This is a genomic window from Streptomyces sp. NBC_01476, from assembly GCF_036227265.1.
In the GTDB taxonomy this organism is placed as follows: domain Bacteria; phylum Actinomycetota; class Actinomycetes; order Streptomycetales; family Streptomycetaceae; genus Actinacidiphila.
Genome location: NZ_CP109446.1, coordinates 6,236,937 through 6,255,761, shown reverse-complemented (window position 1 = coordinate 6,255,761; position 18,825 = coordinate 6,236,937). Strand labels below are relative to the sequence as shown.

The window sequence follows — 18,825 nt, the reverse complement described above, 5'->3', positions numbered from 1 at the left end:
GTGCCCCGCAAGGATCCCGCGACTGGCGAGGTCTCCGCGAAGGACGCCGCCAAGGCAACCAAGTACAAGGCCGCATTCCTCGCACTGACCGAGCAGTGGGCAGCCACTGTCCCCGGCGACCCCACAGCCGAAGCCGTCCTGAACTTCCTGCGCACCCCGCCGCCGCTGCCCAAGGATCTGAACGCCGGGGACCTGATGGCGTTCACTATCGACGGGCGCTGGGCGCACGAGCAGGAATCAGTCTCCGGCTTCTGGGCCGAGCACGTGCGGGGCCTGAAGACCGGCCGCAGTGGGACCGGTACCTGCCTGGTGTGCGGCGCCCAGGGCCTGCTGCTGGACACCCATCCGCAAGGGCGCCATCCCCGCGGGCGGCGACGTCAACGGAACCGCGATCGTCACCTTGCTCATCGGCCCCCGCCACCGTCACCGCGGCGCGGACTTCGTCACCCTGTGGTGGACTCGCAAACCGGCCAACACCGGCTGGATGCAGCAGCTAGACGGCCCCGACCCCCAGCAGGTCGCCGAACTCATGGACGCCGCCCGCACCGCAAAGGAACATCCGGTCCGCCAGACCGACGCCAATGACTTCCACGCCCTGTCCCTCGGGCTCAACGCAGGCCGTGCCGCCGTCAATGACTGGATCGACGTACCCCTGCCCGAGGTCAAGATCCGCCTCGGCCAATGGTTCGACGACCACCGCATCCACGACGGCTGGCGCAACGAAGACCGAGTCTTCTCCGTCTGGCGCCTGTGCCTGGCCGCCGCCCGCTGGGACCGGCGGAGCGACAAGTACATCCCCGCGACTATTCCGTTCGGCCTCGAAGCCGCGCTGTACGCCACAGCCCTGCACGGCACACCCCCGCCGGCCTGGATCCTGCCCCGCCTGCTGCAGCGCGTCCGCGCCGACCAGCACCCCGACACCGCCCGAACCGCCCTCCTGCGACTCACGCTGACCCGCACCCACGCCCTGGAGGACTTGGCCATGCCCGGTTTGAATCCCGACAACACGAATCCCGGCTACGTCTGCGGACGCCTGTTCGCCGCCCTGGAAAGCATCCAGTACACCGCAGGCAAGATCGCCGACCGCAAGGTCAACGCCACTATTCGCGACAAGTACTTCGGCACCGTCATGACCAGCTCCGGCTCCGTTCTGCCCAACCTCCGCGTCGGCGCCAACAACCACCTCGGCCAGATCCGCCGCAAACGGCCCGGCACCGCCACCGCACTCGAACGCAAGCTCGGCACGATCTTCAGCCTCCTCGGTGACGACATCCCCGCCGTCCTGCCGCTCCCGCAGCAGGGTGCGTTCGTCCTGGGCTATGAACACCAACGCGCCGACGACTTCGCCCGCGCCAGCGCCGCCAAAGCCGCCCGAGAAGCCGGCGACGCCGTCGAAGACGACGCCGACCTCGTCCTTGACGCTCCCGCCAACTGACACCCGCCGCCCAACCCACCAGGAGAACCACCATGACCGAACCGCGCCTCGACCCGGCCAGGAAACACGACTTCGTCTTCCTCATCGATGTCCGGGACGGCAACCCCAACGGCGACCCCGACGCCGGCGGAATGCCCCGCATTGACCCCGTCAGCATGCAGGGACTCATCACTGACGTCGCCATCAAGCGCAAGATCCGCAACACCACCTCCCCGATCAAGGAAGGCGTGCCCGGTTACGAGATCTACGTCGAATCCGGCGTCGCCCTCAACGCGCAGCACGAACGTGCTTACACCGACGGCAAGGCGACCGACGCCGCTACCGCCCGCACCCGGATGTGCCAAAACTTCTTTGACGTCCGCATGTTCGGCGCCGTCATGACCACCGGCAAGAGGGACAAAACCGCCGGCCGCTTCCAGGGACCGGTCCAGATCAGCTTCTCCCGCTCCATCGACCCCATCACCCCTCAGGAAATCGGGATCACCCGCGTCACGCCCACCCGCGCCGAAGACCTCAAGACCAAAGAAACCGAGATGGGCAGCAAGCACATCGTCCCCTACGGCCTCTACCTCGGCACCGGCCACTTCTCTGCCCCCCTCGCCAAACGCACCGGCGTCACCACCGACGACCTGGCTGTCTTCTGGCGCGCCTTCACCCTCATGCTCGAACACGACCGCGCCTCCAGCCGCGGCGAAATGACCCTCCGCGGCCTCTACGTCTTCACCCACGACGACGCCTACGGCAAAGACCCCGCCCACCAACTATTCAACCGCATCCACGTCAAACCCACCGGCAGTCCCACCGCCCGTTCCTACGACGACTACACCACCGAGATCAACGACACCGACCTCCCCGACGGCATCGCCCTCACCCGCGTCCTCGGCTAACCGGGCCGGAACGAAAAACAGCCATCTCCCCAATGAAGCGGAGGATCGCGACCCGGGATCGGGGGCTGCACAGCCACATACTCACGGAGTATCTGGCGTCCTACGGGCCAGCGGGAAGGTCGCAACTTCATGCTCAGCTGGCGAGCGCCGCGGCAGAACAGGAGATGGACTCTCCTTGGGACGCGGAGAATCGCAACCGCCTGAAGGTCCCGGCCACGGGTACCCTCGACCCCGGGGTTGCCGCCGCTCTCCAGGGCGGCGGAGCGTCGCAACACCCGGGTCTTCGTGACCGTGGACGCTGCTCTCGTGAGTGGCTGTCGTCCTCCGGGGCAGCGGAGCATCACAACTGAGAGCGCGAGGGACGCGAACCGTGCCGCCCCGCGTCATGCGTCACACTGCAGGACGACGGATGATCGCTTCGAGATGATTGGAGGTCGCGAGGTCTCCGTTGTGCGTCGGCCGCCTTGCAGGCCGAAGGAGGACCAATACCGCATCGGCTCGTGATGCGGCAACTTCATATGCCTTTCACAGGTTCCTGCTCCGCTATTCGTCGCCCTGACACTAATGGTCTCAACGGCCCGTGCCGGTCCCTCGTCTGAGATGCTGAGCCTCGTCGAGAGGGGCCGCAGCGATGCAGTGGAAGATCCATGGGGAACGTCCGATCTACGAGAACCCCTGGGTGAACGTGTGGTTGGTGGACGTCGAGCAGCCGGACGGGCACCGCTGGGAGCACCACGTTCTCAAGCTGCGGCACCTGGCGGTGGCGGCCGTGATGAACAGCGAGAAGCAGGTGCTGATGATGTGGCGGCATCGCTTCATCACGGACTCGTGGGCCTGGGAGCTGCCCATGGGGCTGATAGAGCCCGGCGAGACCCCGGCCGAGGCTGCGGCTCGGGAGGTGCTGGAGGAGACTGGCTGGCGTACCGGCGAGATGACGCCGCTGATCTACGCCCAGCCGGCCAATGGCATCACCGACTCCGAGCACTTTGTCTTCCGTGCCAACGCAGTCGACTACGCGGGCCCGCCGACGGAACTCAACGAGTCCGACCGGCTTGAGTGGATCCCGTTGTCCGAACTGCGCGGCATGATTGACCGCCGCGAGATCGTCAGCAGCGGTTCGCTGGTTGGTGTGCTGTACCTGCTGCTGGACGAGGCCGGCCTGTAGTCAGCCCGCCGCCTGCAGCAGCCGCGCGTCCAGCTTCGCGACCGGCCGCGACGAGCGAAACGGCGTGAGCAGGTGGCGGAACTCCTGCCAGTGCGCGGTCACACGAGGCGAGTCGACCGTCGTGGACAGGTTCAAAGCATCGCTTGCTGTCACGCAAGCTGCCTCGACTTGGCCTCGCTGCAACTGGGTTCTGGCCAGCCAGAAGGAATGGAAGGCCCGGCCGCGCAGGTTCGTCTCCGGCTCGCCGCGCAGGGCCTGAGCGATCAGTGGCTCGGCGGCGTCCGCGTCGCCGAGTTGCCCGAGGGCGATGCCCATGTCCACCGTGAGCTTGGTCTGGTCGAAGTAACGAACCCACGGCGGGTCTTCGTCTGTCGGCTCGACTCGTCCGAAGTGGCGCTGCGCATCGGCGATGGCAGTGTGGGTCGCTGGTCGGTCATGTGGCATGCCCGAATGCCTCCCGGATGGAAAGCATCGCCATCAGCCGCGGGGTGCCGCCGCCGTAGCGGGCGACATCCTGCGCGGTCCGTGCCAACGTGACGGCCTCCCCGGCCCGGTCCTGGTAGGTGGCCTGGAGGCTCAGACAGGCGAGAACGTTGGCGACGAAGGGATGGTCGTCGATGGCGCGAGCCAGGCGGAGGGACTGGGTGAAGTACGCCCTGGCCGTGCTGTACTGACGGGCATCGAAGAACGTCCATCCGGTCAATCGTGCGAGTTCAGCAGCGATGCCGTGGAGGCTGCGCCGATGATTCGGGTCTGTGCTGTTGGCGAGTATCCCCATGACGTATCGGAGTTGGCCGATCACCGCCGGCCGCAGAGCCTCGCCGCCATGCTGGTCGTCTCGTCGCCAGTAGTCCTCGATCGAGGTTTGCAGAGATCGGAGGGTGCTCGGGGTGACCTTGGTTCCCGCGGCGATGGCGAGAATGCTGTCCAGGTTCTCTGCGGGCTCCGGGAGGGACCGAGAAGTGTCCTGAACGGCCGTCGGCTTGGGCCGATGTGGCCTTGGGGTGGGTTGTTCCCAGGCTCGCGTCGCGAGGCCGAGCATGTGGCCTGGAATTCGTAGCCCGTCCGCGACGCGCTCGATCACGCTCATGTTCGCGATCGTGCGACGGCCGGCGATGATTTCGCCCACTCTGCTCGGCGTGAGCTCGCAGAGGCGGGCGATCCGCGAGGCGTGAAATCCGCCCCTTGCCTTCGCCAAGCCGAAGATCTTCGCGAAGTCCCTCGCCCCGCAGGCGGCGATCATCTCGGGATCCGCCAACAGGCGTATAGGCAGGCTGACCGGTGCTGGTTCGGTCATGTCCGGCGCCCCCTCGTACCCGGAAGGTGCTCGCTCACCGTCACACGAGATCACTGCACGCGAGTTTACCCACCGTGGGTATCCACGCGGGCCTTATCCCCGAACGGACCGCCGGGAGAGTCTGAGATTCCTCCAGGAGCCCGTCTCCGGAGGAAGCAACTGAAGTGCGGTGCTGCGCTGACTCAACGACATGGCACAGCATCTACCGCCTGGCGAAAGGTCCTCAGCAATGTCAGCCACCACCTCGGATGCCAAGTCGGCGCCCTTCGGATTTCGGGTGCTTCCTGTTCCGGAGGCAGTGTCCGACGCGCGAAGGCGGGTCGTCGCGGTGGTGGGTGGATGGCGACCGGGCATCCCCGAGGACGCCTTGCACGACGTGGAGTTACTGACCGGCGAGGTCGTCGCGAATGCTGTCAAGCACACGGGCTCACCCTGCGCGGTGTATGTGCACTGGACGGGAGACCGGGTGCGGGTCGAGGTGACCGACGTCGACCCCCGTCTGCCAGAGCCGGCGGACTTCGGTCAGGAACAGGAGACGGGACGCGGGCTGTACCTCGTTGATTCCCTGGCGGCCGATTGGGGTAGCAAGGCGGGTCCGACCGGAAAAGTCGTCTGGTTCGAAGTCGGCCCGCGCGATACGACGGCTCCGACGCGCAGCCGGCGATCGACCGCCCAGGTCAGCTCCGCACTTCCCTTCACCTCGTCCGCGAGCCAGCCCGGAGACCCGCGCCAGCCGCACCAGTTCTCCTGATCCTCTCGGCAGATCCGGCCGGACCCTGACCGAACCGCGCTCCTACCCACCGCGGCGGCTGCGGCTTTCCCCACGCGCCATCGCGCCAGCCCGCCTGTCAACAACATCAAGCACCACAAGACGAAGGAGACCGACATCCCACCGCACCCCAGCACCGTCGCAGAACGCCCTACGCAGCGGGCATCGTGGAGTACGCCGGGTACGTGGACGATCACCACCGAGAGCGGTTCTACGACGTCCGGCTATCTCCCCGTCTGGGCGGAGGACGACCCGAGCGAGGTCGACGTGCCGCTCGACCTGCTGTCCGTACGGCTGGCCGATATCAGCCACCGGAACTTCTTCGCGGGCCAGACCATGACCGTCCTGGCCCCGGACGCGAAAGGCAAGGCCGAGGAAGACACCGTCTTCGAGGGAACCATCGACTGCAACCCCTACGTCCAGGACCCCGCCCTGCGAGTACCCGTCGTCAACATCCAAGTCTGTCTTGACCACTGGATTCTCGGCCTCGACCCGCAAGGACTCATGACCATTGCCGCGCAGTTGCACGCCCAGGCAGACCGACTCGAACAGGAAATACACCCCGCACTCATCGCCGCCCGCAAGGACTGGGCCGCCCACCACGCGGATTGATAGCCCTCGGCCCCGGATAGGACGTCCCGTTCCGAACGAGCTGTGCATCGACATCTCGGTTCGCACAGACCCGCCGCTTAGCCAGGTCCCGCTCGCCAAGCGACTTACCACGCCGGACCGCCGCACGGAGTCCCTGCCTGTCCGCTCCCATCCTGGAGGTAGGAATGCAAAATAAGCCAGCGTTAGCAGCCGACCAAGTCGACTGGACCGCCCTGCACAACTTCGCCGCGCTCCGCGGTCAACTCCGTGTCTCCTTCTCCCCGCGCTGCAACATCGCCTGCTGGTTCTGCCACAACGAGGGCGACGTGCCGCCACCTTTGACACGCCAGGACCGGTCCCAGCAGCCGCGCGTCCGGCAGCTCGACGCCGACGCCTACCTCGCCCTCATCAACTCCCTCACGAACGCCGGCCTGAAGCGTGTGTACTTCACCGGCGGTGAACCACTGACTTCGCCAATGGCGCGACCGGTCCTGGAACGGCTGCCCGAGCCCAGCCCGGACACCTCGTACACGCTGATCACCAATGGCACCCGGATCCGAACCCACCGCTCGTGGCTGGCCGGGACGCACCTGGACAAGGTGAAGGTCTCCCTGCACTACTTCTCCGACGCCTCACTGTGGGCCATCGCCGGAACCCGCATCGGGATCGACACGGTCCTGGACGGCATCGACGTAGCCCGGGACATCTTCGAACGGGTCGAGCTGAACACGCTCCTGCAGAAGGAGAACGCGCACGAGGTCCGGCAGATCCTGGACTACGCGCTGGAGCGCCGACTGCCCGTGCAGTTCATCGAACTGGTGGGCACCGACTTCAACGAGGGCCGCGCTGCTTCCGCGGTGCCGGCCGACGAGATCATCGCGCACCTGCGGACCCTGACCAGCGACGAGCACATCGAGGTCGCCGGCGTCGGCCAGGGACGCAGGGTCTTCCGCGTCGACGGCGTGGAGATCGACGTCATCCACCGCGATCTCGGCCGCCACCACGTCGGCCAGTGCGGAACCTGCCCCGTGCGCCTCCAGTGTGTCGAGGGCTTCTGGGCACTGCGGGTCGACCATGCCGGCGGCGTGCAGCCCTGCCTGCTCCGCGACGACCTGCGGCTCGATGTGAACGACCTGATCGCCGACCCGACCCGGCTCGCCCAGGCGGTCGCCGGCCACACGGCGGCCTTCACGGAAGGAATCCTGTGAGCCTGCCCGCTCCGTACCGTCCGGTTCAGTTCGACGGCCCGCCGCATCCCTTCATCGTCCTGGAAGGCGTGTCCGGCATCGGGAAGTCGACGCTCGTCCGCGCCCTGGACAAGCGTCTGCACGGGACGTCGCTGCACACCCTCACCGCTCCCCACACCGACTGGTCCCCCACGGTGAACCAGCGACTCCGCGCCCTGCCGCAGTTCGGCTTCTACCTCTCAGGCCTGCTGCACACTGCCGACTCGGTCCGCGTCGCCCGGACAGTCGGCCCCGTCGTCGCCGACCGCTATGCCTCCTCCGTCATCGCCTGCCACGCCGCCGTTCACGAGGTTGCCGTCGAGGAGGTCACCCAACTCCTCGAACCCTTCCGGCCCTACCTGGAGACCCCCACCCGCACCTTCTACCTGACCTGCTCCGAAGCCGCCCTGCGGCAACGCCTCGCGGTCAAGAGCGACACCAAGCAAGACGACCTCGACCTGTTCGCCGTACCCGGCCGGCTGGTCCGCCTCCTGGCCAACTTCCAGGCCGTCCAGGCCTCCGACCCCACGGCCATCACCCTCGACACCAGCGACGAGTCCCCGGCAGACCTGGCTGACCGGATCATCGCCCACCTGGAGGTCCAAGGTGCTTAACCCCATCGACACCGAGGCCGTCATCCGCGACGGAGGCGCGATCGGCCACTTCCCCGGGGAGATCCACGAGGGCGTCGCCTGGTGGCTCGGCGCCTGTTTCGTCGACCTCAGCTCCGCCAACCGGCTGGCCGTCGGAAGCGACGGGCAGCCCGTCACCGCCGAGTTCTTCCGCCGACTGTGCAAAGGCGCTGTCAACGCCCACCACCACGCCTGCCGGGTCACCGCCATCAGCGGGATCACCGAGAACGCGTTCCACGCCTTTATCCGGCGCTATCAGCCGCTTCCGGGGGCCTACCTGGCCGCGACACGCAACCCGGACGCCACAGCGATGGTCCGCATCCGCCTTTACGACGCGAACAGCGAGTTGCTGACAGAGGACACGGGGCTCTCCCGTATCCGCCGAATGATCGCCGAAGACCGCGTACCGATCCCCGTCAGCGACAGCGCCCGCGGCGCCATCGAGCACCGCTCCACGACCGCCGTGGAGGCCGCCGAATGATAAACACAGCCGAGATCATCCGCAGCCGGACCAGCATCCTGTTCGTCACACTGGACTCCCTCCGCTATGACACCGCTCGCAACGCTTACGACAACGGCCTGACCCCTCAACTCGCGGCGCTGCTCCCCGACGGAGGCTGGGAACGTCGCCAGACGCCAGGCACCTTCACCCTCCCCGCCCACATCGCCTTCTTCTCCGGCTTCCTGCCCAAACTGCCGCAGCCCCAGCAGCCGCCCAGACTCTGGGAATGCCGACCACCCGCGTTCAAAACCGTCCCGCCGGAGACCTTCGTCTTCGACGCCCCCAACCTCCTCAGCGGCCTCGCCCAGCACGGCTACCGCAGCATCTGCATCGGCGGCGTCACCTACTTCTCCCGCGAGACGCCGCTCGGCTCGGTCCTGCCCGACCTGTTCGACGAGGACCACTGGCGACCGGAGTTCTGCTCACCTGAACCTGACTCCACTCGCCACCAAGTCAACCACGCCCTGGAGGTCATCCACCGCTACGAGGACCGGCCGGTGTATCTCTTCGTCAACGTCTCGGCCACCCACGTCCCCCACGGCCACTACCTCGGCGACAGCCAGGACACCCTCGCCTCTCAACAGGCCGCCCTTGCCTACGCCGACACCCACCTCAGCCGCCTGATCACCACCCTCACCGCCAACCGCCACTGGCTGATCATCCTGTGCGCCGACCACGGAGACGCCTTCGGCGAAGATGGTTACCACGGCCGCGGCCTCGCCCATCCTGTAGTGATGAACGTCCCGTACGCCGCGATGGTCCGCTGACCCCCGCTAGCCTCCCGGGGTATGACCGACGTCCCACCCGACCGCGGCCTGACCCGCGACGCCTCCGTCATTGTGGCCCGCGATGCCGACGGACTCGTAGCCCTCCTCAGCGCCCACTTCCCCCACCACGGCGGCGATTACCTCTTCCTCCCCGGCGGCCGCAAAGAACCCGGCGAAACCGACGAGGAATGCGCACGCCGCGAGCTGCGCGAAGAAGCCGGCATCACCGCCGAGACCTGGACCCCGCTCGGCTCCTACGCCCTCACTCTCGCCTCATCCGCACGCATCCACCTCTACGAAGCCCGCGACCTCACCTGCGGCCCCCAGGAACTCACCCCCAGCGAGCAGGACTTCAAACTCGCCTGGTGGCCGATGGACGAAGCACTGGCTGCGGCGGTAAAAGGTCGTTTCCTGCTTCCCGCAGGACCGCTAGCTCTGTTCCTCGCCGACAGAGCCGATCAGCCCTGAGAACAGAATTCTCGCCACCTTGGAAAGGGTGAAGCGGACGTCGGCCTACATTCCCGGCCGGTGCGTACGTGTCGGCGATCGTGGCGCCATAGGGTGGTGCGGGCGACCACCCAGAGGTATCTGGTCCTCCGGCCACGGTCTCGTCGGACCCCAACGAGCACCAAGCCCCAGATACACACGATCCGCACACTGCGCCGTTCACGCTGCACGAGTCCTGACTGGATAGTGAACCGCCCGGGAAGGCGGGAGCAACCGACCGGCGGCTACCATCCGATCCAAAGCGTGTCCGCGCACCCGCCCCGGGGGTGAGCCACATTCGTACGGAGCCAGCAATGACCTACCGCGGCCTGATCCTCGACTTCGGCGGCGTCCTCACCATCCAGATGCGGCTCAACGGCCAAGCCTTCGAGCGCAGCGAGGGCCTAGCGCCCGGCACTTACACCCACGCGCTGAACGAGCATCCCGACGGGGTGGCGATCTACAAGGCCCTGGAGGTCGGCGAAGCCACCCAGGAGCAGTGGAACCAGGTCATCGGCGGCATCCTCGGCATAGACCCCACGGACCTCATGCGACGCGCCCTGGCGAACCTCCACCTGGAACCGCGCATGGTCGACGCCGCACGCCGCGCCCGCACAGCGGGCATCAAGGTCGCCATGCTTTCCAACAGCTTCGGCATCACCCCCTTCAATCCCTACGAAGCACTGGGGATGTGGGACGGGGAGTGGGACGCGATCGTGCTGTCCGAACAGATCGGCGTACGCAAGCCCGATCCGGGCATCTACCTGCACACCCTTGACCTGCTGCAACTGCCGGGCGACGACTGCGTGTTCGTCGACGACCACGCGGTGAACCTGCCGCCCGCCGAAGCATTGGGCATCCGCACCATCCACCACACCGACGCCACCGCAACCGTGGCGCAACTCGACGAGCTTCTTGCCTGCGCCACGGCAGTGACCTGATCAGACAGGGGCTGAAGCCGGCAAGTGCCGACGGCCAGGCAATTCCCCACCCAAAACGCTGCGTAATGGGCTAGGGGAATGATGAAGCTACGACCGGATTGGCCTGCCTACTCCCCCGCCTGGTCGGTGCACGCCGACCGGATCTCCTCCAGCAACTCTGGGTAGCGTTCGCCGTATGTGTTCACCGCATGCCACACCGCGTCCAGTGCCGCCTTCAAAGGGTGAGGCTCAGCTGCGGCGAGCACGGCGGGAAGAGCGAAGTGCGGCTGTGAGATCCGCTCTGGGCCGCGCAGATTACCGACGGGGTGCACCACCACGGCGGCAGCGTGCTCCACGCCGCTGACCGCCGTCGGCCTCTCGTCGGCCGGACCCGCCGGTATGATCCTGCCCAGGAACCGGCCGAGGCCCGGCCGGTCGTCGGCCCCGCCGTCCCCCAACTCCTCGGCCGAGATCCACGTCCACCCGCACGTCGGCGGGGGCGTCGGTGGGCGATAAGGCGGCGACTCGGGAGGTACTGCCCTGAGCACCGACCGCCTCGGAACCCGCGGATCCGACCGCAGGGTCTCCCACAGCCGCGCCGTGTCATCGAACGGCGGCGGCAGCGGATAGCTCTCCGTCAACGCCGTGAGTGCCGGAGTTACCCACAATACGTCGGTCAGGCCCGCCGCCTCGCAGGCCCGCCGGGCAGCCAGCAACGCCACCGCACGCTGGACCTCGGGACCCGCGGCATCGAGGGCGTGCACCAGGTCGCTGTCGAAGCGGAGCAGACCGCGGACATTGCCGCCGACATCGCGCAGCGCTTCGCTCGGCAGCTGTCCGCCCCACTCCCACTGCTCGCGGTGCAGTCGCCGCTCCTCGGCGGCCCGCTCCTCCGCCTCACGGGCCAGGCGTTCGGTCTCGGCGCGCTGCTCGGGTGCGGGGGGCGGCGGTAGTTCACGCGCATGACTGTGCCAGTACGCGGCAATTTGCGAGGTCTGGCGGACCACGTGGTCCGGGCGAGGCGGCGCGGGCCAGAACTGCAGGAGGTAGCTGTCCGCCTGTGGCTTCCCTGCCACCCTGGTGTCGAGCTCCCGTCCCGCGTCCATCCCCCGGGCGCTGTACCGCACCCGGTAGTCGGTCTGCGCGAGATCCAGATCCCACGCGTCTTCACCCGCCCACTGCACCAAACTGGTGCGTTCCGACACCGGGCGGAAGGACACCTCCACCACCTCCTCCCAGACCGGGTCCAGCGGAGGGGCCTCGTCGTGGACTTCCACGACGAAGCCGACGTTGCCCGTGTGCAGTCCGGTGATCAGCCAGAGCACACCCGGAACCGCGGCCCCGCACAGACCCCCCCTCTGGCCTGCGAACGCCTCGGAAAGATCCGGAATCAAGCTGTCCGGATCGCTCTCGACGTAGATCTGACTGTAGTGAACGTGCACCTCGCCCATGACCGGTCTGCGCACGGCACCCCCTTCGTCACCGACGGCCTCGGGAACCCCTGTCGGACGGACCGTCACATGCCCCGCATCATGCCGCAGACCACCGACAACTGGTCCGACGACGACGGTGACCGGACACGCCGGGTCAGCGCATACGGTGCTGCTGGGAGTCGGTGGCCGGGCTGGTGGCTGTCGCCACGGGCTGCGGAATGGGCGGTCGGGAGAGGTTGCCTGCGACGCGGGAGCGCATGCGGGCTGCTTCGGCGCGGCGGTTGGGGGCGGGGTTGCGGCTGGTGTGCTGGAGCCGGGTGAGGAGCACGCGGGCGGGCTGGCGGTGTGGAGTTCGCGTCGTTCGGCAGCTTCCTTGAGGAGTTGAACCGGCTGGTGGCCGCCGGCCTCGGCATCCGCGAGGACGGCGGCAAGAGCGGGCCAGTCGGGATCGGCGAGGATGCGGGCGGCGTGGTCGGGGACGGCGGCCCGTAGGTCGTTCGCGAGGGTGGCGCGGGTGTCCGGGTTGGGCTGGCGCTGGGTGAGTGCGGCGGTGCTGTGTTCGGCGCGGATCTGGGAGCGTTCTGCCCGGGCGTACGTCTGTGACGCTGCTCGGAGTTGGGCGCGGAGTTCTGCTGGGGCGGTCTGGGCGGTGGCTTCGATGAGTTCGCCGAGTGCGGCGAGCTGGGCCTGGCTGGCACGGTCGCCGTCGGCCGTCGGTTCGGTGTCGGTGAGGTGCCCGGGCAGGGTGTCGGGGGCTTCGGTGGCCCGCTGCCAGGGTGTTCCGGGCCGGTTCACGGCTCCCCAGGGCGGCTCTGTGGCGTACAACGAGTTCATGAAGCGGGTCTGGCGCCCCGCGTGCCGGAAGGCAGGTATACCGGACGGCATCGGCCCGCACGCCCTCCGGCACCACTACGCCGGCCTGCTGATCAACCACGGCGAGTCGGTGAAGACCGTCTCCGAGCGACTTGGCCACACCGACGCGGCCATGACGCTGAACATCTACACCCACCTGTGGCCCGACTCCGAGGCGCGGACCCGGGCCGCCGTCGACAAGGCCTACGCGGACCGCCCGGACGAGGGCGAGACGCCGGCCGAGGAAGCGGCATAGCCACTCCCCCGCGCCGGTCTCGCGGCAAATCCCTTGCGGACTGTTTGCGGACCGCAAGGGGGTAGCTCAGGCGGCGTGCTTGCTCCGCCGCAGGTCAGACGTCGATCCGCGCCCGGTCCAGCGTGGCCGCCGAGTTGGTGATGAACTCCTTGCGCGGTGCGACCTCGTTCCCCATCAGGAGGTCGAACGCCTGCTCGGCGGCTTCGAGGTCGCCGATGTTGATGCGGCGCAGGGTGCGGTGGCGCGGGTCCATCGTGGTCTCGGCCAACTGGTTGGCGTCCATCTCGCCGAGGCCCTTGTAGCGCTGGATGGAGTCCTTGTAGCGGACGTTGCGCCGCTCAAGGTCCAGCAGGGTCTGCCGGAGTTCGTTGTCGGAGTACGTGTACAGGTACTTCTCCTGGCCCTTCTTGGGCTGGACCAGCTCGATCCGGTGCAGCGGGGGCACCGCCGAGAACACCCGGCCGGCCTCGACCATCGGCCGCATGTAGCGCTGGAAGAGGGTCAGCAGCAGGGTGCGGATGTGGGCGCCGTCGACATCGGCGTCGGCGAGGAAGATGACCTTGCCGTAGCGCGCCTGGTCGATGTCGAAGGTCCGGCCCGACCCTGCTCCTATCACCTGGATGATCGCGCCGCACTCGGCGTTCTTGAGCATGTCCGAGATGGACGCCTTCTGCACGTTGAGGATCTTGCCCCGGATCGGCAGCAGCGCCTGGAACTCGGAGTTGCGGGCCAGCTTGGCGGTGCCGAGCGCCGAGTCGCCCTCGACGATGAACAGTTCGCTGCGGTCCACGGCGTCGCTGCGGCAGTCCGCGAGCTTCGCCGGCAGCGACGAGGTCTCCAGCGCGGTCTTCCGGCGCTGGGCCTCCTTGTGCTGCCGGGCGGCGATGCGGGTCCTGGCGGCGGCGACTGCCTTCTCCAGCACCGCGCGGGCCTGGGCCTTGGTGTCGCGCTTGACCGAGGTCAGGAACTCCTTGAGCTCCTTGGCCACCACCGCGGCCACGATCCGGTTGGCCGCCGAGGTGCCGAGCACTTCCTTGGTCTGGCCCTCGAACTGCGGCTCGGCGAGCCGGACGGTGACCACCGCCGTCAGGCCCTCTATGGCGTCGTCCTTGACGATGTCGTCCTCGGCGACCCGGAGCAGCTTGGTGGCGCGCAGCACCTCGTTGACCGTCTTGGTGATCGACCGCTCGAAACCGGTCATGTGGGTGCCGCCCTTGGGGGTGGCGATGATGTTGACGTACGACCTGGTGGTGGTGTCGTACCCGGTGCCCCAGCGCAGGGCGATGTCCACGCCCAGCTCACGGGTGACCTCGGTGGCGGTCATGTGCCCGCGGTCGTCCAGGACCGGCACGGTCTCCTTGAAGCTGCCGCTGCCGGTCAGCCGCAGGACGTCGCAGATCGGCTTGTCCGGCGCGAGGTACTCGCAGAACTCGCTGATGCCGCCGTCGAAGTGGAAGACCTCCTCGACCGGCTTGTCGGTCTCGATGCCGCGTTCGTCGCGGACCACGATCGTCAGGCCCGGGACGAGGAAGGCCGTCTGGCGGGCCCGCTGGTGGAGGTGCTCCAGCGAGAGCTTGGCGTCCTTGAGGAAGATCTGCCTGTCGGCCCAGTAACGGACTCGGGTGCCGGTCCGGGTGCGGGGGACCTTCTTGGTCCTGACAAGGCCGCTCGCGGGCTCGAAGGGGGCGTCCGGGCCCGGTTTCGAGTAGCGCCCGGGGACGCCTCGGCGGAAACTGAGAGAGTGGGTGTGGCCGCCGCGGTCGACCTCGACATCCAGCCGGGCGGAGAGCGCGTTGACCACGGAGGCGCCGACGCCGTGCAGACCGCCGGAAGCCGCGTACGATCCGCCGCCGAACTTTCCGCCGGCGTGCAGCTTGGTCATCACGACCTCGACGCCGGAGAGCCCGGTCTTGGGCTCGACGTCGACCGGGATACCACGGCCGTTGTCCCGTACCTCGACGGAGCCGTCCTCGTGCAGGAGCACCTCGATGCGGTCACCGTGGCCGCCCAGCGCCTCATCGACGGAGTTGTCGATGATCTCCCAAACGCAGTGCATCAGACCGCGACTGTCGGTCGATCCGATGTACATACCGGGCCGTTTGCGTACGGCTTCGAGGCCTTCGAGGACGAGCAGGTGCCGCGCGGTGTAGTTGGAGCCGTCACGGTCCGCGCCGGCCAGCAGCGCGGAGGACGGCACGGATGTTTCGGCGGTCACGCGGGCAGCTCCTCGATCCAGATGTAGTGATGTTCGTCAACCGATATGGGTCGCACCGGTGAGAGGGTACCGATGCCGGGCAGGTGGGCGACGCCGCGACCCGGCATCCGGAACGCCCATACTAGACCTTATCGAGCAGGCGTTCGATAACCCGCGCGAGTGATACACATGTCACGTTCCCAAAGAGGCATGAACCATTTAGGCTCCGGGCACGTCCTCAGCAACAACCCGACAGCCAGCCGGGGACGAGTTCGGACAACAAGCCCCAAACGCGACATCTGACGCAACTGACTCCTATTCGCCGCCAATCGGTAACACCCAGTCATTCCGACGACGGTTTCCGAGGAAAAGCCGTGAGCGGGAACGTTTTCGGCCTGGTTGGATGTTGACCCTGGTACGACAGCTCGTCGAGCTAGAGAAGAGGCGACGTGACCACTGTTCTGACCCCCGCGAGTCCGCTGACAGCGGCAGACCGCTGCGACCGTTGCGGCGCTCAGGCTTACCTGCGCGTCGTACTCGCCAGCGGTGGAGAGCTGCTCTTCTGCGCTCACCACGGCCGGAAGTTCGAGCCGGAGCTGAAGAAGATCGCAGCCGATATACAGGATGAGACCGGCAGGCTGACCGACAAGCCGGCGTCGGCGGGAGACGACGAGCGCTGACACTTCGCACCAGCGACGAGTTCGGACCGCGGGCGGACGGACCCCTTCAGGGGGTGTCCGCCCGCAGGTTTTCCGGGCCCCGCCGGCGCTCAGCGGGCTCCCGCCCGCCCGGTCCTCACATGTGCTGCGCGACCAGCGCGGCCACCGCGGAGACCCGCGTATAGACACCTGGATATGCGGCCTCCGCACATCCAGTACCCCACGACACCAGTCCTACGAGACGGTCGGCAACCACCAGCGGGCCGCCGCTGTCGCCCTGACAGGCGTCACGGCCGCCCGTAGGCGCCCCGGCGCACATCATGGTGGACTTCACATAGATGCCGTCCGTACTGCCCGGGTACGCCCTCTCACAGGTCGTGTCCGCGAAGACGGTGACCGGCGCGGACCGTAGCGAGTCCGCGTAGTCACCGCGGCCCGTGGTGTCCCCCCAGCCGTACACCTCCGCCTGGACCCCGTCCTGGTACAGCGAGGTGTCCGAGGGCTGTGCGAGCGCGATGGCCGCCCCGCTGGGCAGATCCTGCGCCAGCGTGATCACCGCGACGTCGCCGGCATTGGTCGACGCGTCGAAGTCCGGATTCACCCAGACATCGGAGAGCTTCAGCTCCTCACCGGCGTCGCCGGTCAGATCGGTGCGCCCCTCGATGACCCGCAGGTCGGGCAGTTGCCGCCAGTCGGAGACGCCCAGCGCCTCCCGGCCGAAGCAGTGCGCGGCGGTGACGACCGTACGCGGCCCGACCGCCACGCCTCCGCAGAACTGGCCGGATCTCCCCGAGCCGAAGCGCGACCGGCTGGACAGGGCGACGACCCACGGTTCCTGATCGGTGGTGGTTGGGCTGCCGCCGATGACGACACCGTTCGCGGCGGCCGGGGCGGCGGGCCCAGCCAGCGGTACGGCCATCGCCGGCAGCAGTGCCACCGCCGCCGCGATCACGGCACGGATGGGGAAACGCATACGGCCTCCTGACCCTGTGAACAACTCTGAACACCAAGAGTCATCGACAGGGCCGGAGGCCGCATCCGCAAGGGGGCTTTTCCGGGTTGTCCGCCCGGCCGGAAACCCGTTCGGTACGGGTCCCGGCCGAAGCGCCGACCGGAGATCAGTCGAGGTAGTCCCGCAGCACCTGAGAGCGCGACGGGTGGCGCAGCTTGGACATGGTCTTGGACTCGATCTGCCGGATCCGCTCGCGTGTCACGCCGTAGACCTTGCCGATCTCGTCCAGCGTCTTCGGCTGGCCGTCGGTGAGGCCGAAGCGCATCGAGACGACGCCCGCCTCCCGCTCGGAGAGGGTGTCCAGAACCGAGTGCAGCTGCTCCTGCAGAAGCGTGAAACTGACCGCGTCGGCCGGCACGACCGCCTCGGAGTCCTCGATCAGGTCGCCGAACTCGCTGTCGCCGTCCTCACCCAGCGGGGTGTGCAGCGAAATGGGCTCGCGGCCGTACTTCTGGACCTCGATGACCTTCTCGGGGGTCATGTCGAGTTCCTTGGCCAGCTCCTCCGGGGTGGGCTCGCGGCCCAGGTCCTGGAGCATCTGGCGCTGGACGCGGGCCAGCTTGTTGATGACCTCCACCATGTGCACCGGGATGCGGATGGTGCGGGCCTGGTCGGCCATGGCGCGGGTGATCGCCTGCCGGATCCACCAGGTGGCGTACGTGGAGAACTTGAAGCCCTTGGTGTAGTCGAACTTCTCGACCGCACGGATCAGGCCCAGGTTCCCCTCCTGGATGAGGTCCAGGAAGAGCATGCCGCGGCCGGTGTAGCGCTTGGCCAGCGAGACCACCAGGCGGAGGTTGGCCTCCAGCAGGTGGTTCTTGGCCCAGCGGCCGTCCTCGGCGATGATCTCCAGCTCGCGCTTGAGCTTGGGGGCGAGCTTGTCGGCGGCGGCGAGCTTGTCCTCCGCGAACAGGCCGGCCTCGATCCGCTTCGCGAGCTCGACCTCCTGCTCGGCGTTGAGGAGCGGGACCTTGCCGATCTGCTTGAGGTAGTCCTTGACCGGGTCGGCGGTGGCACCGGCGACGGCGACCTGCTGGGCCGGCGCGTCGTCCTCGTCGTCGTCGGAGAGCACAAAGCTCTCGGACTCCGGCTTCTCGGCCTCCTCCTCGCCGGCCTTGCCTGGCACGGCGGCCTCGTCGAGCAGCTCGTCCGTCTCGGCGACCGCCTCGTCCTCGCCCGACGCGGCGGTCTTCTTCGCCGCCACCTTCTTCGCGGGGGCTTTCTTGGCGGCCGTCTTCTTCGCGGCGACCCTCTTCGCGGGCGCCTTCTTGGCTGGGGTTTCCGCCTCCACCGATGGCTCCACCGTGGTCTCGGCCTCGACCACCACCTGGGAGGCGGGGGCCGCAGGCACAACGGTCTTCTTGGCAGGGGCCGCCTTGGTGGCGACCGTCTTGGTGGCAGTACGCTTCGCCGGGCTCTTGGCTGCGACGCTCTTACGGGTGCGCTTGGGCGCCTCAGCGGCAGTCACCATCAGCGTCACACCCTCCTCGTCGAGGACCTGGTTGAGGCTGCGCAGAACGTTCTTCCACTGGGTTGCCGGAATCTGGTCCGCTTCGAACGCCCGACGCACGTCGTCGCCGGCGATCTGGCCCTGGGCCTTACCCTGCTCGATGAGCGCCATCAGAGACTCGGATTCGGCGATCTCGGACGGGAGCGTACGGGATGTGCTGGCCGACACGAACAACCTCTCGGAACGATGGGAACGACTCGGTGGAACCGGACAGCGACTCAGCGTCGAACAC

General features: G+C 67.8%; 19 protein-coding genes and 2 pseudogenes. 14 read left to right on the top strand and 7 right to left on the bottom strand.

Going from position 1 to position 18,825, the window contains the following annotated elements; translation table 11 throughout:
- The 4 genes and pseudogenes from OG552_RS36495 to OG552_RS27370 form a co-directional block, all read left to right on the top strand.
- A pseudogene (locus OG552_RS36495) lies at positions 1-291 on the top strand (hypothetical protein); the annotation flags it as partial.
- Positions 290-1,435, top strand: a complete 1,146-nt coding sequence (locus OG552_RS27380) for a type I-C CRISPR-associated protein Cas8c/Csd1 (RefSeq protein ID WP_329137352.1) — start codon at positions 290-292, stop codon at positions 1,433-1,435. The pseudogene OG552_RS36495 and the gene OG552_RS27380, both read left to right, overlap by 2 nt.
- Before the next feature lie 32 nt (positions 1,436-1,467).
- Positions 1,468-2,322 carry a type I-C CRISPR-associated protein Cas7/Csd2 gene (gene cas7c, locus OG552_RS27375; RefSeq protein WP_329137351.1) on the top strand — a complete coding sequence of 285 codons (855 nt, stop codon included), beginning with the start codon at positions 1,468-1,470 and terminating at the stop codon, positions 2,320-2,322.
- A 631-nt stretch (positions 2,323-2,953) separates the two neighbouring features.
- Positions 2,954-3,487 carry an NUDIX hydrolase gene (locus tag OG552_RS27370; RefSeq protein ID WP_329137349.1) on the top strand — a complete coding sequence of 178 codons (534 nt, stop codon included), beginning with the start codon at positions 2,954-2,956 and terminating at the stop codon, positions 3,485-3,487.
- On the opposite strand, the gene OG552_RS27365 is transcribed toward OG552_RS27370, so the two are convergent.
- Positions 3,488-3,931, bottom strand: a complete 444-nt coding sequence (locus OG552_RS27365; RefSeq protein WP_329137347.1) for a hypothetical protein — start codon at positions 3,929-3,931, stop codon at positions 3,488-3,490.
- On the bottom strand, positions 3,921-4,784 hold the full coding sequence (locus OG552_RS27360) for a hypothetical protein (protein ID WP_329137345.1): 864 nt from the start codon (positions 4,782-4,784) through the stop codon (positions 3,921-3,923). Before OG552_RS27360 ends, OG552_RS27365 begins: the two co-directional genes overlap by 11 nt.
- 229 nt (positions 4,785-5,013) lie before the next feature.
- On the opposite strand from OG552_RS27360, the gene OG552_RS27355 reads away from it, so the two are divergent.
- The 8 genes from OG552_RS27355 to OG552_RS27320 all read left to right on the top strand — a co-directional run bounded on the left by OG552_RS27355 (position 5,014) and on the right by OG552_RS27320 (position 10,698).
- Positions 5,014-5,535: an ATP-binding protein gene (locus OG552_RS27355; RefSeq protein WP_329137343.1), complete on the top strand. Its 522-nt coding sequence runs from the start codon at positions 5,014-5,016 to the stop codon at positions 5,533-5,535.
- A 12-nt stretch (positions 5,536-5,547) separates the two neighbouring features.
- Positions 5,548-6,165, top strand: coding sequence for a DUF6907 domain-containing protein (locus tag OG552_RS36490; RefSeq protein ID WP_443071201.1), 618 nt, complete (start codon positions 5,548-5,550; stop codon positions 6,163-6,165).
- Between the two features lie 164 nt (positions 6,166-6,329).
- Positions 6,330-7,352 carry a radical SAM protein gene (locus tag OG552_RS27345; RefSeq protein ID WP_329137340.1) on the top strand — a complete coding sequence of 341 codons (1,023 nt, stop codon included), beginning with the start codon at positions 6,330-6,332 and terminating at the stop codon, positions 7,350-7,352.
- On the top strand, positions 7,349-7,984 hold the full coding sequence (locus tag OG552_RS27340; protein WP_329137338.1) for a dTMP kinase: 636 nt from the start codon (positions 7,349-7,351) through the stop codon (positions 7,982-7,984). The genes OG552_RS27345 and OG552_RS27340 overlap by 4 nt, the downstream gene beginning before the upstream one ends.
- Positions 7,977-8,483 carry a hypothetical protein gene (locus OG552_RS27335; RefSeq protein ID WP_329137336.1) on the top strand — a complete coding sequence of 169 codons (507 nt, stop codon included), beginning with the start codon at positions 7,977-7,979 and terminating at the stop codon, positions 8,481-8,483. Before OG552_RS27340 ends, OG552_RS27335 begins: the two co-directional genes overlap by 8 nt.
- Entirely contained in the window at positions 8,480-9,271 is a 792-nt protein-coding gene (locus tag OG552_RS27330; RefSeq protein WP_329137334.1) for an STM4013/SEN3800 family hydrolase, read from the top strand. Before OG552_RS27335 ends, OG552_RS27330 begins: the two co-directional genes overlap by 4 nt.
- 21 nt (positions 9,272-9,292) lie before the next feature.
- On the top strand, positions 9,293-9,739 hold the full coding sequence (locus tag OG552_RS27325) for an NUDIX hydrolase (RefSeq protein ID WP_329137332.1): 447 nt from the start codon (positions 9,293-9,295) through the stop codon (positions 9,737-9,739).
- A gap of 332 nt (positions 9,740-10,071) precedes the next feature.
- Complete coding sequence (locus tag OG552_RS27320) at positions 10,072-10,698, top strand: HAD family hydrolase (protein WP_329137330.1); 627 nt, start codon at positions 10,072-10,074, stop codon at positions 10,696-10,698.
- A gap of 107 nt (positions 10,699-10,805) precedes the next feature.
- Here OG552_RS27320 and OG552_RS27315 read toward each other — a convergent pair whose 3' ends face one another.
- A complete protein-coding gene (locus OG552_RS27315; protein ID WP_329137329.1) occupies positions 10,806-12,143 on the bottom strand; it encodes a hypothetical protein in 1,338 nt (445 codons plus the stop codon).
- Between the two features lie 121 nt (positions 12,144-12,264).
- Positions 12,265-12,923: pseudogene (locus OG552_RS27310) on the bottom strand (mobilization protein); the annotation flags it as partial.
- A 19-nt stretch (positions 12,924-12,942) separates the two neighbouring features.
- Here OG552_RS27310 and OG552_RS27305 point away from each other — a divergent pair.
- Positions 12,943-13,218 carry a tyrosine-type recombinase/integrase gene (locus tag OG552_RS27305; RefSeq protein WP_329137328.1) on the top strand — a complete coding sequence of 92 codons (276 nt, stop codon included), beginning with the start codon at positions 12,943-12,945 and terminating at the stop codon, positions 13,216-13,218.
- A 94-nt stretch (positions 13,219-13,312) separates the two neighbouring features.
- Here OG552_RS27305 and OG552_RS27300 read toward each other — a convergent pair whose 3' ends face one another.
- Entirely contained in the window at positions 13,313-15,433 is a 2,121-nt protein-coding gene (locus OG552_RS27300) for a DNA gyrase/topoisomerase IV subunit B (protein ID WP_329137326.1), read from the bottom strand.
- A 428-nt stretch (positions 15,434-15,861) separates the two neighbouring features.
- Here OG552_RS27300 and OG552_RS27295 point away from each other — a divergent pair, with 428 nt between their 5' ends.
- Positions 15,862-16,092 carry a DUF7455 domain-containing protein gene (locus tag OG552_RS27295; RefSeq protein ID WP_329137324.1) on the top strand — a complete coding sequence of 77 codons (231 nt, stop codon included), beginning with the start codon at positions 15,862-15,864 and terminating at the stop codon, positions 16,090-16,092.
- A gap of 115 nt (positions 16,093-16,207) precedes the next feature.
- On the opposite strand, the gene OG552_RS27290 is transcribed toward OG552_RS27295, so the two are convergent.
- Both OG552_RS27290 and OG552_RS27285 read right to left on the bottom strand, forming a co-directional pair.
- Complete coding sequence (locus tag OG552_RS27290; RefSeq protein ID WP_329137323.1) at positions 16,208-17,044, bottom strand: S1 family serine peptidase; 837 nt, start codon at positions 17,042-17,044, stop codon at positions 16,208-16,210.
- 145 nt (positions 17,045-17,189) lie between these two features.
- A complete protein-coding gene (locus OG552_RS27285; protein ID WP_329137322.1) occupies positions 17,190-18,761 on the bottom strand; it encodes an RNA polymerase sigma factor in 1,572 nt (523 codons plus the stop codon).
- Positions 18,762-18,825: the final 64 nt, after the last annotated feature.

What these genes read in the sequence shown, in the direction of transcription:
- OG552_RS27370 (WP_329137349.1), top strand. Translation starts at nt 2,954, where the DNA reads ATGCAGTGGAAGATCCATGGGGAACGTCCGATCTACGAGAACCCCTGG.
- OG552_RS27325 (WP_329137332.1), top strand. Translation starts at nt 9,293, where the DNA reads ATGACCGACGTCCCACCCGACCGCGGCCTGACCCGCGACGCCTCCGTC.
- OG552_RS27365 (WP_329137347.1), bottom strand. Translation starts at nt 3,931, where the DNA reads ATGCCACATGACCGACCAGCGACCCACACTGCCATCGCCGATGCGCAG.
- OG552_RS27330 (WP_329137334.1), top strand. Translation starts at nt 8,480, where the DNA reads ATGATAAACACAGCCGAGATCATCCGCAGCCGGACCAGCATCCTGTTC.
- OG552_RS27290 (WP_329137323.1), bottom strand. Translation starts at nt 17,044, where the DNA reads ATGCGTTTCCCCATCCGTGCCGTGATCGCGGCGGCGGTGGCACTGCTG.
- cas7c (WP_329137351.1), top strand. Translation starts at nt 1,468, where the DNA reads ATGACCGAACCGCGCCTCGACCCGGCCAGGAAACACGACTTCGTCTTC.
- OG552_RS27320 (WP_329137330.1), top strand. Translation starts at nt 10,072, where the DNA reads ATGACCTACCGCGGCCTGATCCTCGACTTCGGCGGCGTCCTCACCATC.
- OG552_RS27345 (WP_329137340.1), top strand. Translation starts at nt 6,330, where the DNA reads ATGCAAAATAAGCCAGCGTTAGCAGCCGACCAAGTCGACTGGACCGCC.
- OG552_RS27305 (WP_329137328.1), top strand. Translation starts at nt 12,943, where the DNA reads ATGAAGCGGGTCTGGCGCCCCGCGTGCCGGAAGGCAGGTATACCGGAC.
- OG552_RS27355 (WP_329137343.1), top strand. Translation starts at nt 5,014, where the DNA reads ATGTCAGCCACCACCTCGGATGCCAAGTCGGCGCCCTTCGGATTTCGG.
- OG552_RS27360 (WP_329137345.1), bottom strand. Translation starts at nt 4,784, where the DNA reads ATGACCGAACCAGCACCGGTCAGCCTGCCTATACGCCTGTTGGCGGAT.